The following is a 15,261-nucleotide window of genomic DNA, read 5'->3' on the forward strand; positions in this document are numbered from 1 at the left end:
AGAGACCATTGAAATTATCACAACATCGCGTTCCTATTATGGAAGCATTGCAGCAATATCAAGAAGCACGTGTCGTTCCTTTTGATGTGCCCGGACATAAACACGGTCGTGGCAATAAGGAGCTTGTAGATTTTCTCGGGGATACTTGCTTACAACACGACGTGAATTCCATGAAACCTCTTGATAATTTATGTCACCCCGTTTCTGTCATACGGGAAGCTGAAGAGTTGGCTGCGGACGCGTTTGGCGCGAAGCACGCTTTCCTGCTCGTGAACGGGACGACCTCTGCCGTACAAGCAATGGTCATGACTGCTTGTAAATCGGGTGAGAAAATTATCATGCCGCGAAATGTTCATCGCAGTGCAATCAATGCCTTGATCTTAAGTGGTGCTATTCCCATCTATGTGAATCCAGGAGTACAGAAAGAACTCGGCATTCCACTCGGCATGGCGGTGGAGGAAGTAAAGAAAGCAATCATGGATCATCCCGATGCAAAGGCAATTCTCATTAATAATCCGACTTATTATGGGATCTGCTCCAATATGAAAGCCATTACTGATCTAGCACATGCACACGGTATGTTGGTGTTAGTGGATGAAGCACACGGTACGCATTTTTATTTTAATGATAAATTGCCTGCTTCCGCAATGTCCGTCGGTGCGGATATGGCTTCTATTAGCATGCATAAATCAGGTGGATCTTTAACGCAAAGCTCATTTTTATTAATCAACAATGAAGTAAGTGAAGGCTATACGCGACAGATTGTTAACTTGACGCAAACTACGAGCGGTTCTTATCTATTGATGTCGTCACTAGATATTTCACGTAAGAACCTGGCACTACACGGGCAGGAAATCTTCGATAAGGTGATCACGATGGCGCAGTATACACGTGATGAAGTCAATCAGATCGGCGGCTACTATGCATATTCTAAAGAGCTAATCAACGGCGATACTGTTTATGATTTCGATGAGTCCAAATTGTCGATTCATACGCGCCAAATGGGATTGGCTGGCATTGAAGTGTATGATATTTTACGCGATGAATACGATATCCAAATCGAGTTCGGCGACGTAGCCAATATCCTCGCTTATATTTCAGTCGGAGACCGTACACTGGATCTTGAACGATTAGTCGCAGCATTAGCAGAAATAAACCGGCGTTTTAAAAAGGATCCTGGCACTTTATTCGATCATGAATATATCAATCCTCAAATTGTTCAATCGCCTCAACAAGCATTTTACGCAGATAAAGATACATTATTGTTATCTGAGTCTTCGGGACATGTGGCAAGCGAATTCGTCATGTGCTATCCACCTGGCATTCCAATTGTGGCACCCGGGGAACGAATCACAACCGAAATAATTGAATACATCAATTATTGTAAGGATAAAGGTTGTTTCTTAACCGGTACCGAGGATGCAAAAGTTGATTGGATTAATGTAGTAAAGGAGGACGTCCGATGAATCTATGGTTTACTGAAGATCATTCACCTCACACACGCTTTTCTTTTCGCGTCGAAGAACATCTATATACTGCGACGAGTGAATTCCAGAAAATTGATGTCTTCCAAACGACAGAGTTTGGTAAAATTTTGACATTAGATGGTTATGTCATGGTGACAGAGAAAGACGAATTCATTTATCACGATATGATTGTTCACGTGCCGATGGCTACCAACCCATCCATTCAAAACGTGTTAGTTATCGGTGCAGGTGATGGTGGTACCGTACGCGAATTGACGCGCTATCCATCGATCAAACAAATCGATATGGTGGAGATTGATGAGCAAGTTGTGAAAATATGCCAGAAGTTTTTACCACAAACCGCAGCTCAACTGACTGATCCGCGCGTTACACTTTATTTTGAAGACGGTCTGAAATTCGTCCGTCAGCAAGAAAATGCCTATGATTTGATCATTGTCGATTCCACCGATCCATTCGGCCCAGGTGAAGGTCTCTTCACGAAAGAGTTTTATGGCAATTGCTATAAAGCTTTGAATGAACAAGGCATTCTTGTGAATCAGCATGAAAGTCCATTTTACACCGAAGATGCACGCGGTATGCAGCGAGCACATAAAAGTATTATGGGGTTCTTCCCCGTTTCCAAAGTCTATCAAGCACATATTCCAACCTATCCATCGGGGCACTGGCTGTTCGGATTTGCTTCCAAGAAATATGACCCGATAGAAGATCTGGATGCTGATGCATGGAATACACTTGGTTTGCAAACAAAATATTATAATACAAAACTTCATGTCGGCTCATTCGCCTTGCCGAATTATGTTAAGGAGTTGCTGACCCATGCTAAATAAAAATATAGAAACATTTCTAGGGTTCGAAGCAGACTACGAGGAGGCATCATTCGTAATTTTCGGTGCCCCATTTGATTCCACCACATCATTTCGTCCTGGTACGCGATTTGCCAGTAAAGCGATGCGAAGCGAATCATTCGGTCTTGAGACATACAGTCCTTATCAAGAAGCCGATTTGACGGATTACACATTATTCGACGGTGGCGATCTAGAACTTAGTTTTGGTAATACCGAGCATGCTTTAGAGCAAATTGAAGAATTCACTTCACTTATTTTGAAGGATGGGAAACTCCCCTGCATGATTGGTGGCGAACATTTAGTCACTCTGGGAGCTGTACGTGCTGTAGCAAAATTGTATCCGGATTTACATGTAATCCAATTCGATGCACATACAGACTTGCGTGAACATTATTTAGATCAACGCCTGTCTCACGCTACAGTAATTCGCAGAATCTGGGACCTGCTCGGGGATAACAAAATATTCCAATACGGTATTCGTTCTGGTGATCGTCCAGAATTCGAATGGGCGGCTAAGCAGCATGTTTTTATGAATAAGTTTAATTTTGATGGACTTGAAGATACGGTTGAAAAACTACAAGATAAACCCGTCTATTTGACGATTGATCTAGACGTACTGGATCCTTCCGTCTTCCCTGGAACCGGTACACCGGAAGCGGGTGGCGTAAGCTTTGTTGAGTTGCTACAAGCCATTTTGACGGTCAGCGGTTTGAATATTGTTGCCTGTGATATCAACGAACTGTCTCCTATCTACGATCAAAGCGGCACATCAACAGCCGTGGCTTGTAAAGTGTTACGTGAATTAACGATTGCTATAAATAAAAATAACTAAATTGGTGGTGTCTTTAATGGGAAAAGCATTAATTATTGGAGCTGGTGGCGTAGCAAGTGTCGTCGTGCATAAGTGTTGTGAGGTACCCGATGTATTTGAAGAAATCTGTATCGCAAGTCGTACGAAATCAAAATGTGATGCTTTGAAAGAAAAGCTTGACGGTGGACAAACAAAAATCCAAACAGCTCAAGTGGATGCAGATAACGTGCCTGAACTCGTCGCGTTAATCAATGAATTTAAACCGGATATCGTCATTAATGTCGCATTGCCTTATCAGGATTTGACGATTATGGATGCATGTCTTGAAACAAAAGTGGATTATTTGGATACTGCGAACTACGAGCCACTTGATACAGCGAAATTCGAATATAAATGGCAGTGGGCGTATAAAGAGAAGTTTGAAGAAGCAGGTATAACTGCATTGCTCGGCAGTGGTTTCGATCCTGGTGTAACAGGTGTGTTCTCCGCATATGCATTGAAGCATTACTTCGATGAAATCCATACGATTGATATTGTCGATGCCAATGCAGGCGACCACGGGTATCCTTTTGCAACGAACTTTAACCCAGAAATCAATATCCGTGAAATCACAGCTAACGGACGCTATTATGAAAATGGAGAGTTCGTGGAAACAGAACCTCTTGAAGTGAAACGCGTTTATGATCTACCTGAAATCGGACCAAAAGACGTCTACTTGCTATACCACGAGGAACTTGAATCATTGGCGAAAAATATTACCGGTGTAAATAAAATTCGTTTCTGGATGACGTTTTCCGAAAAGTATTTGATGCATTTGCGTGTACTTGAAAATGTGGGAATGACGTCCATTGAACCGATTGATTTTGAAGGTCAGCAAATCGTTCCACTGCAATTCCTGAAAGCTGTACTACCGGACCCCGCTTCGCTAGGACCACGTACGAAAGGAAAAACGAATATTGGTTGTATCTATCAAGGCACGAAAAACGGTGAGCCAAAAACGTATTATGTTTACAATATTTGTGATCATCAAGCGTGTTATCGTGAAGTGGGATCACAAGCTATTTCCTATACAACAGGTGTTCCAGCTATGATCGGTGCAATGATGATGTTAACAGGCAAATGGAAAAAGCCAGGTGTCTTCAATATTGAAGAGTTCGATCCGGATCCATTCATGGATGCGTTGAATGAGTATGGTTTACCTTGGCATGAAGATTTCAATCCAACTTTAATAGACTGAGGAGAATAGTATGAACTTTGATGTACAAGCAGTCCCATCGCCTAGTTATGTCGTTGATGAAAAATTACTGATTGCTAACTTAGAAAAAATGAAATTCGTTACCGATCAAACAGGATGCAAGATCTTACTTGCACAAAAAGGATTTTCGATGTTTGCAGTCTATCCGTTAATCGGACAGTATTTGCATGGCGTTACTTCAAGTGGTGTATTTGAAGCGCGTCTTGGCTTTGAAGAAATGGGGAAAGAAGTACATACGTATGCCCCCGCTTTTCAAGAAAACGAGTTTGAGGAAATCCTTCGTTACTCTGATCATTTGGTATTCAATTCATTTGCGCAGTGGAAGCAGTTCAAGAGCCAAGTTCAAAAGCAGGAAAAGTCGATTGAATGCGGAATCCGCATCAATCCTGAATACTCTGAGATTGAAGTCGATATGTACAATCCTTGCTTCACCTATTCACGATTCGGTGTTACGTTAGATAATTTCGAAGCTGATGAACTCGAAGGTATTAGTGGCCTGCACTTCCATACGATGTGCGAGCAAAACTCTGATACGTTGTGGCGGACGATCCAAATCATCGACGAAGAATTCGGCCCCCATTTACAGAAGATGAAATGGATCAACTTCGGTGGCGGTCACCATATCACTCGTGCTGATTACGATCTGGAGACATTAATCCGTTGCATTCGTTTCATGCAAGATAAATATAATCTTGACGTTTACCTAGAGCCGGGCGAAGCCGTTGCGCTAAACACCGGCTTCCTCGTCTCGACAGTACTTGATACGATGCATAATGGTATGGACATTGCTATTCTCGATACTTCGGCTTCCTGCCATATGCCAGATGTTCTGGAGATGCCTTATCGTCCGGAGATTATCGGGGCAGGTATGCCAAATGAAAAAGCCCATACTTATAGATTAGGAGGGCCAACTTGTCTTGCTGGGGACGTAATTGGGGATTATTCATTCGATCAGCCATTACAACCTGGCGATCGACTGGTATTTTGCGACATGGCACATTATTCGATGGTGAAGAACAATACGTTTAATGGCGTTAATTTGCCATCGATTGTCCTTCATACTGCCAATGATGAAATCAACGTAGTGAAGCAATTTGGTTATGAGGATTTTAGGCAGCGGTTGTCTTAAGAGTAGTGAGTGGGAAAAGTGAGAGCAAGTTGATCTACGTTCCAGGCGGACGCTTTCCCAAGGACGTGGCTTGGGCCGCTTCGCTACTGCGGGGTCTCAAGGCGCACGCTTATCCATCAAGAGTCGCCACCTTCCACTACAATCATCTGGTGTCTTTTTCTGATTTTAGAAAGTGGAGTTCAAGTTCATAACTACTAATCAAAATTACATCATTTTCTTTACTCCATTCGACTATTTCGTTTAAGACGTAAAAACCCGATTCGCTGAAAAATGCAAATCGGGTTTTTACACTTTGATACAAATAAGTAATGTGTAAAAGTCTATAATAGTTTAAGGTTTCATTAGAATTACCAATCAACACACTGATACTTTTTATATTCCAGTTCAAGTTAGAATAGTACATAAGTTTTTCATTCCACTCGCGATCATCAGAAGATAACACCAGTTGATCGAAGTGGAAGGCGGCGACTCGGGGAGGATCAGCCCGATCAGGTGAAACAACTAAAGGAGCACCGCGACTAGTTGGTTCACCGCGGGCCCTCCCGAACGCGTCCGCCTGGAACGCAGATCAACGTTACTTACCTCTATCCTGCTCTTAAACCTAATACTTACTACTCACAGTAAGAAGAATCCAATCCCCATAATTAGATAGGCTGAAAATAGCACGAGTCCCTCGAACCAATTTGACTCTCCGTCATGACATATATTGACGACTAGTAATGTGGCGGTAATCATCGCGATCAACTCTGGCCACGTGAATACAAGTGGCATTGCAGTAGGCATCATTAACGATATCAGTACCAGCACCGGTGTGACAAACATTGCGACCTGCAATGTAGAACCGATTGCAATCTCTACCGATACATCCATTTTATTTTTCATCGCCAATGTAATTGCAGAAGAATGCTCTGCCGCGTTACCAACGATTGCGACGATGATGACACCGATAAACAACTCTGACCAGCCAAACTTCTCACCTAGCGTCCCAAATGTATGCACAAGCTTTTCTGAAACAAATGCAACAGCTACTGTTGCAACTAATAGTACCACTATAGATTTCTTCTTTGTCCACTCTGGCACTTCTTCTGTCTCATGAGTTTCGGTACCGAATACGCCACGATGTGTAAATAACTTAAATACCAGACCTGCCAAATAAATCAGGATGAGTATGATAGAAATACCGATACTCAAATTCAATCCAGTTTTAGTATCCATCGTCATCGAGAAGACTTCCGGAATCACAAATGCCACGACAATGGCAAAAATCAATAATGCAGAATTAAACCGGGCATCAAAAATATTAAAATTCTGTCTTTTATGCTTAATACCACCTGCGAAAAACGATAGACCAAGAACTAATAATAAGTTTCCTAATACTGAACCTGTCAACGATGCCAGTACGATTGCAATTAATCCAGCTTTCAAAGTAAAGATAGAAATAATAAGTTCAACTGCATTACCGAATGTTGCATTTAATAAACCACCGATTCGTGGTCCACTGACAATCGCTAAACTTTCTGTTGCTCTTCCAATGAATCCAGCAAGGGCAATAATACTGTAACAACACAATGCAAACATCCATAAATCTGACCAATTCAAGAATGATGCTATAAATACTAAAGGTACTCCTGTAAATGCCATGACAGTAAATACTTTATTCAGTGTCTCCACCTCTTTCCATAATCAATTTGTTATAATCTTTCCCTAATTCCAGTTCAAATAAACTGGTTTATCATCAAAACGAAAATTATCACCTATTAGTACTAAAAAAAGATAGGGGAGAGTCTGTAAATAAGACTCTCCCCTACCTATTACATTTTTCAGATTATATCCATCATAAAAAACAGCTTAACTCTTCATTTTCGGATCCAAGGCATCTCGTAAGCCATCACCCATTAAGTTAAAGCCTAGTACAGTCAGCATAATCGCAAGCCCAGGGAAAATCATTGTCCAGGGAGCATTTTGCAAGTAATCTTTGGAGTCGGCTAACATCTTTCCCCACTCAGGGTATGGAGCTTCTGCCCCTAACCCTAGAAATCCGAGTGCCGCTGCTTCAAGAATAGCTGTGGCAATGGCCAATGTACCTTGTACGATGACAGGCGCCATCGAGTTAGGCAAAATATGCGAAAACAGAATTCTGAAGTCTTTCATACCAATTGCTTTTGCCGCTGTAATATATTCATCCTCTTTAATACTCAATACTTTGGATCGTATTAAACGCCCGAAGTTTGGTACGTTAATAATTGCAATAGCAATCAATGCGTTACGTAAGCTGGGTCCCAATACAGATACAATCGCAATAGCCAATAAAATAGAAGGGAAAGCAAGCATAATATCGAATATTCTAGAGATAATAGTATCGATCCAGCGACCGTAATAACCCGCTATGATCCCAAGGAAACTCCCCACTACAATTGAACCAACGACCGAGAAGAATCCAACAGACAATGAAATACGCGCACCATGAATAATGCGTGAGAATATATCACGTCCGAAATCATCCGTTCCAAACCAATACTCCGAAGAAGGAGGTTGCAGTCGATCTGTCATTAATTGTTCGTTGATGCCTTCTTTTGTGACAAGAGGACCAAAGAGTGCAAGCAAAATAAAGAATATGACAATAAATGCGCCTACGACAGCTACTTTACTTTTGCGAAAACCTACCCAAGCTTCCCGCCAAGGTCCTGTTGTTTTTTCTAACTTTGCTTCTGCTACCCCGTCTACCTTAGGCATAAATTCTGACATGAACTATTCCTCCTTCCTCAATCATACTTAATCCTCGGATCGATCAGTCCATATAGTAAATCGACGATCAGATTAATCATGACAAAGATAAATGCCACGATGAGAATGCCCGATTGAATAACAGGATAATCTCTAAAGTTGATTGCGTCATAGATATAACGTCCAATTCCAGGCCAAGCGAAGATGGTTTCCGTCAGAATAGCTCCACCCAAGAGTAGACCAATTTGCAGACCGATAACTGTCAAAACAGGAATGATTGCATTTTTTAATGCATGCTTATATACTACCCAAAACATTTTCTGACCCTTTGCTCGTGCTGTACGAATATAGTCTGAACGCATCACTTCTAGCATGCTTGAACGCGTCATTCGGGCGATAATCGCCATCGGAATGGTTGCAAGCGCTAGTCCAGGTAAGATCAAGTGTTTAATAACTACCCATAATTGATCAAATCTGCCCTGGATAAGCGTGTCAATTATGTATAAATTGGTTATAGCGGATACAGGATCACGGACATTTTCACGTCCAGTTGTCGGCAACCATTGCAATTCGATTGCAAATGCCCACTGCCCCATTAACCCTAACCAGAAGATCGGCATGGAAACACCAACTAGTGCTAGTACCATCGCTGAATAGTCAAACCATGAATTTTGGAACCAAGCAGAAATAATACCGGCATTCACCCCTACAACGACTGCGATAATCATCGCAAATAATGCCAACTCCAATGTAGCTGCTAAATAAGGCCAAATTTCGTCTGCTACAGGAAGGCGTGTACGCATGGATTCTCCTAAATCACCTTTTAAAATCCCGCCAAGATAACTGAAGTATTGTGTATACCATGGTTGATCAAGACCTAGCTTGATCGTCAAGGCTTCTACTGCTTCTTTTGTTGCTTGTTGTCCTAAAATTACTTGTGCTGGATTACCAGGAATTGCACGAATCAACATAAAAACTAAAAAGGTCATACCAAGCAGGACAGGAATTAGCTGTAAAAGCCTCTTAATCGTATAGTTGAACAACTCTTTCACCCCTCCGGCTTATCATGTATTAATCAAAGAAAGGGAGAATACTGGCTTCTCCCTCTTCTTCCGTCATGTAATTTACGTATTACTTATTTGAATTCTACGTTCGACAACAAATCAGAACCAGTTGGATGCGGAACAAACCCTGTCAGTTCCTTCGCTCCACCTAACAATGGGATGGAGTGCGCAAGTGGTACCCATGGAGCTTCTTCGTGAAGAATTTCCTGTGCTTGCTTATACAACTCGATACGCTTGTCTTCGTCTACTTCTGTTTGTGCTTCTAGGAATAGCTTATGTGTTTCGTCGTTCTTAAAGTACGTGTAGTTATTACTTCCGATATTGTCTTCATCTAATAGTACATATAGGAAGTTGTCTGCGTCTCCATTATCCCCAGTCCAACCAAGCATGAAAGCATCTGCTTCCCCTTTGCTCGCCTTATCTAGGTAAGTCGCCCACTCATAAGAAACGATTTTCGCTTTAATACCCACATCAGCCAAATTGCTTTGAATAGCTTCCGCTACTTTCGTTCCGTCCGGCATATATGGACGTGGAACTGGCATTGCCCAAAGTTCCATTTCAAATCCGTCTTCAAGACCTGCTTCTTTCAATAGTTCTTTAGCTTTTTCAGGATCATATGCATATGCTTCTACATCTTCGTTATAACCTGAAATAGATGAAGGCATTGGATTTTTCGCCACTTCGGCACGTCCTTCAAAGAATGAATCGACAATAGATTGTTTATCGATTGCATAGTTCATCGCCTGACGAACTTCTTTTTTATCAAATGGCTCACGAGTTACTGTTAATCCGAGGTATCCTACGTTCATGGAAGGACGCTCGAACAACTGCAATGCATCATTGTCTTCAATCTTTACTCCATCAGCTGGATTGATCCCATCTGCTAAATCAATTTCACCAGATAGTAAAGCGTTCAGACGAGCAGAGTTATCAGGAATGGCTTGGAAAATGATGCGATCCAATTTTGGTAACCCTTCTTGCCAGTATTCTTCGTTCTTTTCAATTGTAATGGTTTCATTTGGCTTCCACTCTACAAACTTGAATGGACCTGTCCCTACTGGGTTACGCTCATACTCATCATCACCCTTTTCAAAAGCTTCAGGACTTGAAATAGCGAACATACTCATCGCAAGATTTTTCAAGAATGGTGCTTGTGGACGCTTCAATGTAATAATCACTGTGGATTCTCCATCTGCTTTAACAGATTCAATTACGTGCTCTTCATCGTCTTTAAATCCACCAAACATAGAGTTGTAGTATGGGAATGTATCTGAATCCCCATTCGCCCAACGCTCAAAGTTCTTTACGACTGCTTCTGCATTAAAATCAGTGCCATCATGGAATTTCACGCCTTCTTGTAATTGGAATGTATACGTCAATCCATCTTCACTTGTGTCATACTCTTTAGCAAGACCTGGTTGAACCGTCGTATCCTGCTCCCCAAAGTTTAATAACGTTTCGAATAAATTCACTGTTACTTTAAATGTTTCCCCTTCTGTTACACGGGATGGGTCAAGAGATGTTGAATCTCCACCTCGACCAAATACTAATGTTTTGTTCTCACTGCCGCCTTTATCTGCAGCGTCTTTGTCCTTGTCGCCACTGCCTTCATTATCATCGCTGCCTGAACAAGCCGCCAAAGCAGTCGATAAGATAAGAAGCATGATCAACGCGAACGACCACAGTTTCCCTTTTCTCATACAGATCCCTCCAATTGTTTTTTTCTTTCTATATCATCGTTGCTTTCCGTTGAATAAAGATGGCAAGCAACAGAATGACCAGCTTTCTCCTCTGCTAATACAGGGGTTACTTTCGTACACACATCCATTTTAAAAGGGCAGCGAGTGTGGAATGCACAACCGCTTGGCGGATTCGCTGGGCTTGGCATATCCCCTTCAATAATGATTTGTTCCTTCTTGTAATTTGGATCTGGTACAGGTACCGCAGACAATAAAGCCTGTGTATACGGATGGAGGGGGTTTGCATATAGCTCTTCACTTTCTGTAATCTCCACAATCTTCCCCAAGTACATTACTGCCACACGATCACTGATATGGCGTACAACACCAAGATCATGTGCAATGAAGATATACGTCAAGTTGAATTCCTTTTGTAAATCCTGCATTAAGTTTAATACTTGCGCCTGAATGGATACGTCAAGTGCAGACACAGGTTCATCTGCAATAATCAATTTGGGATTCGTCATTAAAGCGCGGGCAATTCCAATTCGCTGACGCTGCCCTCCACTAAATTGGTGAGGATAACGTTTTGCGTGATATTCACTCAAACCGACAATTTTTAGGAACTCTACGACTTTTTCACGTCGTTCTTTTGCATTGCCACCACCATGGACAATCAATGGTTCTTCTAATATCTTGCCGATTGTATGACGAGGATTCAATGAAGCATAAGGATCTTGGAAGACCATTTGGATGTCTCGACGAACCGCTCGAATATCATTAGCAGAGAGCTTCGTCAAATCTTTCCCCTGGAATTCGACGACTCCTTCTGTCGGTTCCAGCAACTGCATAATCGTCCGTCCTGTCGTCGATTTACCGCAACCGCTTTCTCCTACTATGCCGAGCGTCTCTCCCTCATTTACATGAAACGAAACATTATCGATTGCTTTGACATGACCTACTGTTTTACCAATCAATCCTTTGCGAATTGGGAAGTATTTTTTCAATCCTTCAACTCTTAGCAGTGGTTTGTTCATTAGCACCCGTCACTCCTTCTTGTTCGTCATATAAAAAGCATCTAGTTTGATGATTTTCGGAGTTTCGGTATAATTCCGGTGTTTCTACCCAACACCTCGAGAAAGCGCTTTCACATCTCGCTGCGAATCTACATCCTCTATCAATGGATCCGGGTTTTGGCACGTTACCTGGAATCGAATAGAGACGATCTTTTTTATCTCGCATATCTGGTACAGACTGAATCAGTCCGCGTGTATAAGGGTGACAAGGATTTTTAAAAATTACTTCGGTTGGGGCTTCTTCAATAACTTGTCCTGCATACATGACTACGACACGTTCACAAGTTTCAGCCACCACTCCTAAGTCATGCGTGATGAGTAAAATCGCTGTATTCATGCGCTCGTTCAACTCTCGCATCAATTTTAGGATTTGTGCTTGAATAGTTACATCAAGTGCTGTTGTAGGTTCATCGGCAATGAGTACTTTCGGATCGCATACAAGCGCCATTGCAATCATGACACGCTGTCGCATACCACCGGATAACTGATGAGGATATTCCTTCATAATTTCTTCAGAGCGGGGTAGTCCGACTAGTTTCAACATTTCGATTGCTCGGTCCTTAATTTGCTTTTTCGACCATTTTTTCTGATGAAGTGAAATGGCTTCAGACATCTGATTGCCTATTGTGAAAAGTGGATTCAATGAAGTCATAGGCTCTTGAAAGATCATTGCGACGTCATTCCCACGAATCTCTCTCATTTCCTTCTCCGTTTTTCTTAAGAGATCTTGCCCTTCAAAGAGGATTTCACCTCCAGTGATTTTCCCTGGCGGACTTGGAACTAACTGCATGATAGATAAAGAGGTGACACTCTTTCCGCAACCTGATTCTCCAACAATCCCTAAGACTTCTCCTTCTCTCACATAGAAGTCCACATGATCTACTGCTGGTATTTCTCCTGAATCCGTGAAAAAGGTCGTTTGCAAATCTTTAACTTCAAGTAATTTCTTTCTTTTGTTCATTTACTCACCTTTTTCCTTTTTTCTGAAATAACTCATTAATCATTATTATACTTTTATTCTGATTAAACGCAAGATGCTTTTTTCATAAAATAATATAGTGAGAGAATATGGCAATAAAAAAAGAAGTGCATTAGGAAAGTTGATACCTACGCACTTCTTAAAATTTCGGATTTTTCTAATGTTATGCTACTCTTTTAACTGCATAATTATTTCCCTTACCAAATGGCTTGACCATCTATAAATTCTGGAGCTTTTAAATCTAGTAGTTTATATAGACTTGGTGCAATATCGGTCATCGTTATTCTTTCGCTAATTTCGCCGCTTGAAATTTTGGGACCTGATGCAAATAGAATAGGATGTAATGGCAAACGCTCAGGATTACCACCATGACTCCCCAATTCTTGGGTCGGTTCGACAGCAATTTTCGCATCTTTTCCCATTAAGTATCCTGGAGCAGCAGATAAGAATACATCACCGCTATTATCATTACTAAAAGTTGCATATTCCTCTTGTTCTTCTGTCCAAACCGCTTCATACGGTGAGATCTCGATATTCTTCTGCTTAGATAAGACTGAAGGTACCGGATAAGTATAGGCTAGATCCGCTTTACCAGTGAGCCAACTCAAAATAGGATGAGCTACTCTTTCAGGATTTTGTGAAAGGGCAGAAAAAACGGTCTTATCGGTAAAAACTGATACAATTTCATTCTTTACTTGTTCGTATTCCTCTTCTTTTACAATTCCATTTTTCTCTCTGCCTTTTAAATTTACATACACATGCGCAATGGTTCCACTTGCTTCCGCATATGCTTTCGTCTTAGATGTATCCACATTTCCTTTTTCATCTTTTACAAGCAGTCCGGCTTTTTCAAGCTCTTTATTCGGTGAAAGCCTCGTGTGAATTGGTTCCAACCCATGATCTGAAACAATCAATAAGTGATCATCAGGGTTAAGATTGTTTTTGATTCGCCCAATCGCTCGGTCCGCTTGTCCAAATGCCCAGCTAACATACTTCTCTTTCTCCAACACATTCGATAAATCATATCCTGGTTGGGCAGGTTCTCTCAATAAAAAGTTATGCAGTTCAGTATCTACAACCGGATAATAATAAAATAATAAGTCTGGTTGATAGTGGTCTTTAATATATAAGCTGACATCCGTCACCCAATTTGCGAAACGTTCGCCTACTTGTTCATATTCTTCTCTTGTAATATCTCCTTTTTTGAAGGCATCTATCTCATCAGCCGCGGGATAAAATCCAAATTTAGATTCTATCTCGTCCGTGAATTGGTCAGGTCCCTTGTACAGACCTCCCATTACAGTACCTTGAAATAATTGTAGCCTATCTTTACCTGCAGGATCCTCTTTTAGTTTTATATAGAATCCTGCACTATCAAAGTCTGGTAGGTCTAGCACGATACCGTTCCAGTCGTTTGCTGATACTTTTTCTCCTATTTGTTTGGGATCCATTGAAATATAGAGTTCCGGTTCTTCCTCATCTATTCGCAACACATATAATTGTTGGGATGGTGAATTCTTTATATCTAATGTAATCACCGCTTCTTCCACTTCTGTTGTGGTAGTTGCAGTTAATTGTTTAACACGTTGATCTTCTATAGGTGAAAATTTCAAATTATGAAGTTTCGAATCTGCTAAGGTCCCACCTGAATAAACAGCGTACGTAGCAGCAGAGGCATTCTCAGGATTCGAATCGGGGAAAGAGACTGTCGCTGTTACTTTTCCTTGATTTCTCGCTTCTTTCCATATAGGTGTAACGCCTAACGTTTGTGCAAATCCGCTTTGATCATCTTTTACTTTTTCACCTGTCGAGTGGAACTGATTACTCACAATCCCCGTCTTGGAAGGTGCTGCACCGCTTGCCAGTGTGGCATGTGATGGCGCAGTCAATGATGGTGTAACTGTAATGAAATCCGTCGCATAGGCAGCCTCTTTTTGAAAGCTCTCTAAATTCAACATGATTCCTTTATCTATGTATCTCTGTGCGTCTTGATAACCCAATCCATCAAATGACACAACACTAATTGTGCCCGTTGGTTGTGTTGCTTGAACAGACGAAGAGGTAGTAGTACTAGTCATGCTACAAACAACCAAAATTATTATAATAGTCAGTGGCTTAAACATATTGCATCCCTCGCTTTGTATTACTATTCCCTACCTTAAATCACGGTAAACTTGCTAACTACAATATGTTCTAAAAGTCATGTTTTTTA

The 15,261-nt window shown here is 41.4% G+C and carries 12 protein-coding genes; 5 read left to right on the plus strand and 7 right to left on the minus strand.

Going from position 1 to position 15,261, the window contains the following annotated elements; translation table 11 throughout:
* Positions 1-8: 8 nt before the first annotated feature.
* From CSV73_RS11400 to nspC, 5 genes are read left to right on the plus strand one after another with little or no spacing between them, the layout of a single operon-like run.
* Positions 9-1,466, plus strand: coding sequence for an aminotransferase class I/II-fold pyridoxal phosphate-dependent enzyme (locus tag CSV73_RS11400; RefSeq protein ID WP_483315710.1), 1,458 nt, complete (start codon positions 9-11; stop codon positions 1,464-1,466).
* The gene (gene speE / locus CSV73_RS11405; RefSeq protein ID WP_085131688.1) at positions 1,463-2,314 is read left to right on the plus strand and encodes a polyamine aminopropyltransferase; all 852 of its coding nucleotides are present in this window, start codon (positions 1,463-1,465) and stop codon (positions 2,312-2,314) included. The genes CSV73_RS11400 and speE overlap by 4 nt, the downstream gene beginning before the upstream one ends.
* Positions 2,304-3,164 carry an agmatinase gene (speB, locus tag CSV73_RS11410; RefSeq protein WP_099627645.1) on the plus strand — a complete coding sequence of 287 codons (861 nt, stop codon included), beginning with the start codon at positions 2,304-2,306 and terminating at the stop codon, positions 3,162-3,164. Before speE ends, speB begins: the two co-directional genes overlap by 11 nt.
* A gap of 16 nt (positions 3,165-3,180) precedes the next feature.
* A complete protein-coding gene (locus tag CSV73_RS11415) occupies positions 3,181-4,380 on the plus strand; it encodes a saccharopine dehydrogenase family protein (protein ID WP_085131690.1) in 1,200 nt (399 codons plus the stop codon).
* Positions 4,381-4,390: 10 nt separating this feature from the next.
* Complete coding sequence (gene nspC, locus CSV73_RS11420; protein WP_099627646.1) at positions 4,391-5,527, plus strand: carboxynorspermidine decarboxylase; 1,137 nt, start codon at positions 4,391-4,393, stop codon at positions 5,525-5,527.
* 615 nt (positions 5,528-6,142) lie between these two features.
* On the opposite strand, the gene cax is transcribed toward nspC, so the two are convergent.
* From cax to CSV73_RS11455, 7 genes are all read right to left on the minus strand, one after another.
* Positions 6,143-7,189 (minus strand): calcium/proton exchanger, encoded by a 1,047-nt coding sequence (gene cax / locus CSV73_RS11425; protein WP_255397471.1) that lies wholly within the window; start codon positions 7,187-7,189, stop codon positions 6,143-6,145.
* 186 nt (positions 7,190-7,375) lie between these two features.
* On the minus strand, positions 7,376-8,272 hold the full coding sequence (gene nikC / locus CSV73_RS11430) for a nickel transporter permease (RefSeq protein WP_099627647.1): 897 nt from the start codon (positions 8,270-8,272) through the stop codon (positions 7,376-7,378).
* A 17-nt stretch (positions 8,273-8,289) separates the two neighbouring features.
* Positions 8,290-9,294 carry an ABC transporter permease gene (locus CSV73_RS11435; protein WP_085131694.1) on the minus strand — a complete coding sequence of 335 codons (1,005 nt, stop codon included), beginning with the start codon at positions 9,292-9,294 and terminating at the stop codon, positions 8,290-8,292.
* 92 nt (positions 9,295-9,386) lie between these two features.
* Positions 9,387-11,015 (minus strand): ABC transporter substrate-binding protein, encoded by a 1,629-nt coding sequence (locus tag CSV73_RS11440; protein ID WP_099627648.1) that lies wholly within the window; start codon positions 11,013-11,015, stop codon positions 9,387-9,389.
* Positions 11,012-12,031: an ABC transporter ATP-binding protein gene (locus tag CSV73_RS11445; protein WP_099627649.1), complete on the minus strand. Its 1,020-nt coding sequence runs from the start codon at positions 12,029-12,031 to the stop codon at positions 11,012-11,014. The genes CSV73_RS11440 and CSV73_RS11445 overlap by 4 nt, the downstream gene beginning before the upstream one ends.
* Complete coding sequence (locus CSV73_RS11450; RefSeq protein WP_085131697.1) at positions 12,006-13,031, minus strand: ABC transporter ATP-binding protein; 1,026 nt, start codon at positions 13,029-13,031, stop codon at positions 12,006-12,008. Before CSV73_RS11450 ends, CSV73_RS11445 begins: the two co-directional genes overlap by 26 nt.
* Positions 13,032-13,246: 215 nt before the next feature.
* Positions 13,247-15,127, minus strand: a complete 1,881-nt coding sequence (locus tag CSV73_RS11455) for an alkaline phosphatase family protein (RefSeq protein WP_158232348.1) — start codon at positions 15,125-15,127, stop codon at positions 13,247-13,249.
* Between the last annotated feature and the right edge of the window lie 134 nt (positions 15,128-15,261).

This window comes from Sporosarcina sp. P1, assembly GCF_002743155.1.
In the GTDB taxonomy this organism is placed as follows: Bacteria; Bacillota; Bacilli; order Bacillales_A; family Planococcaceae; genus Sporosarcina; species Sporosarcina ureae_B.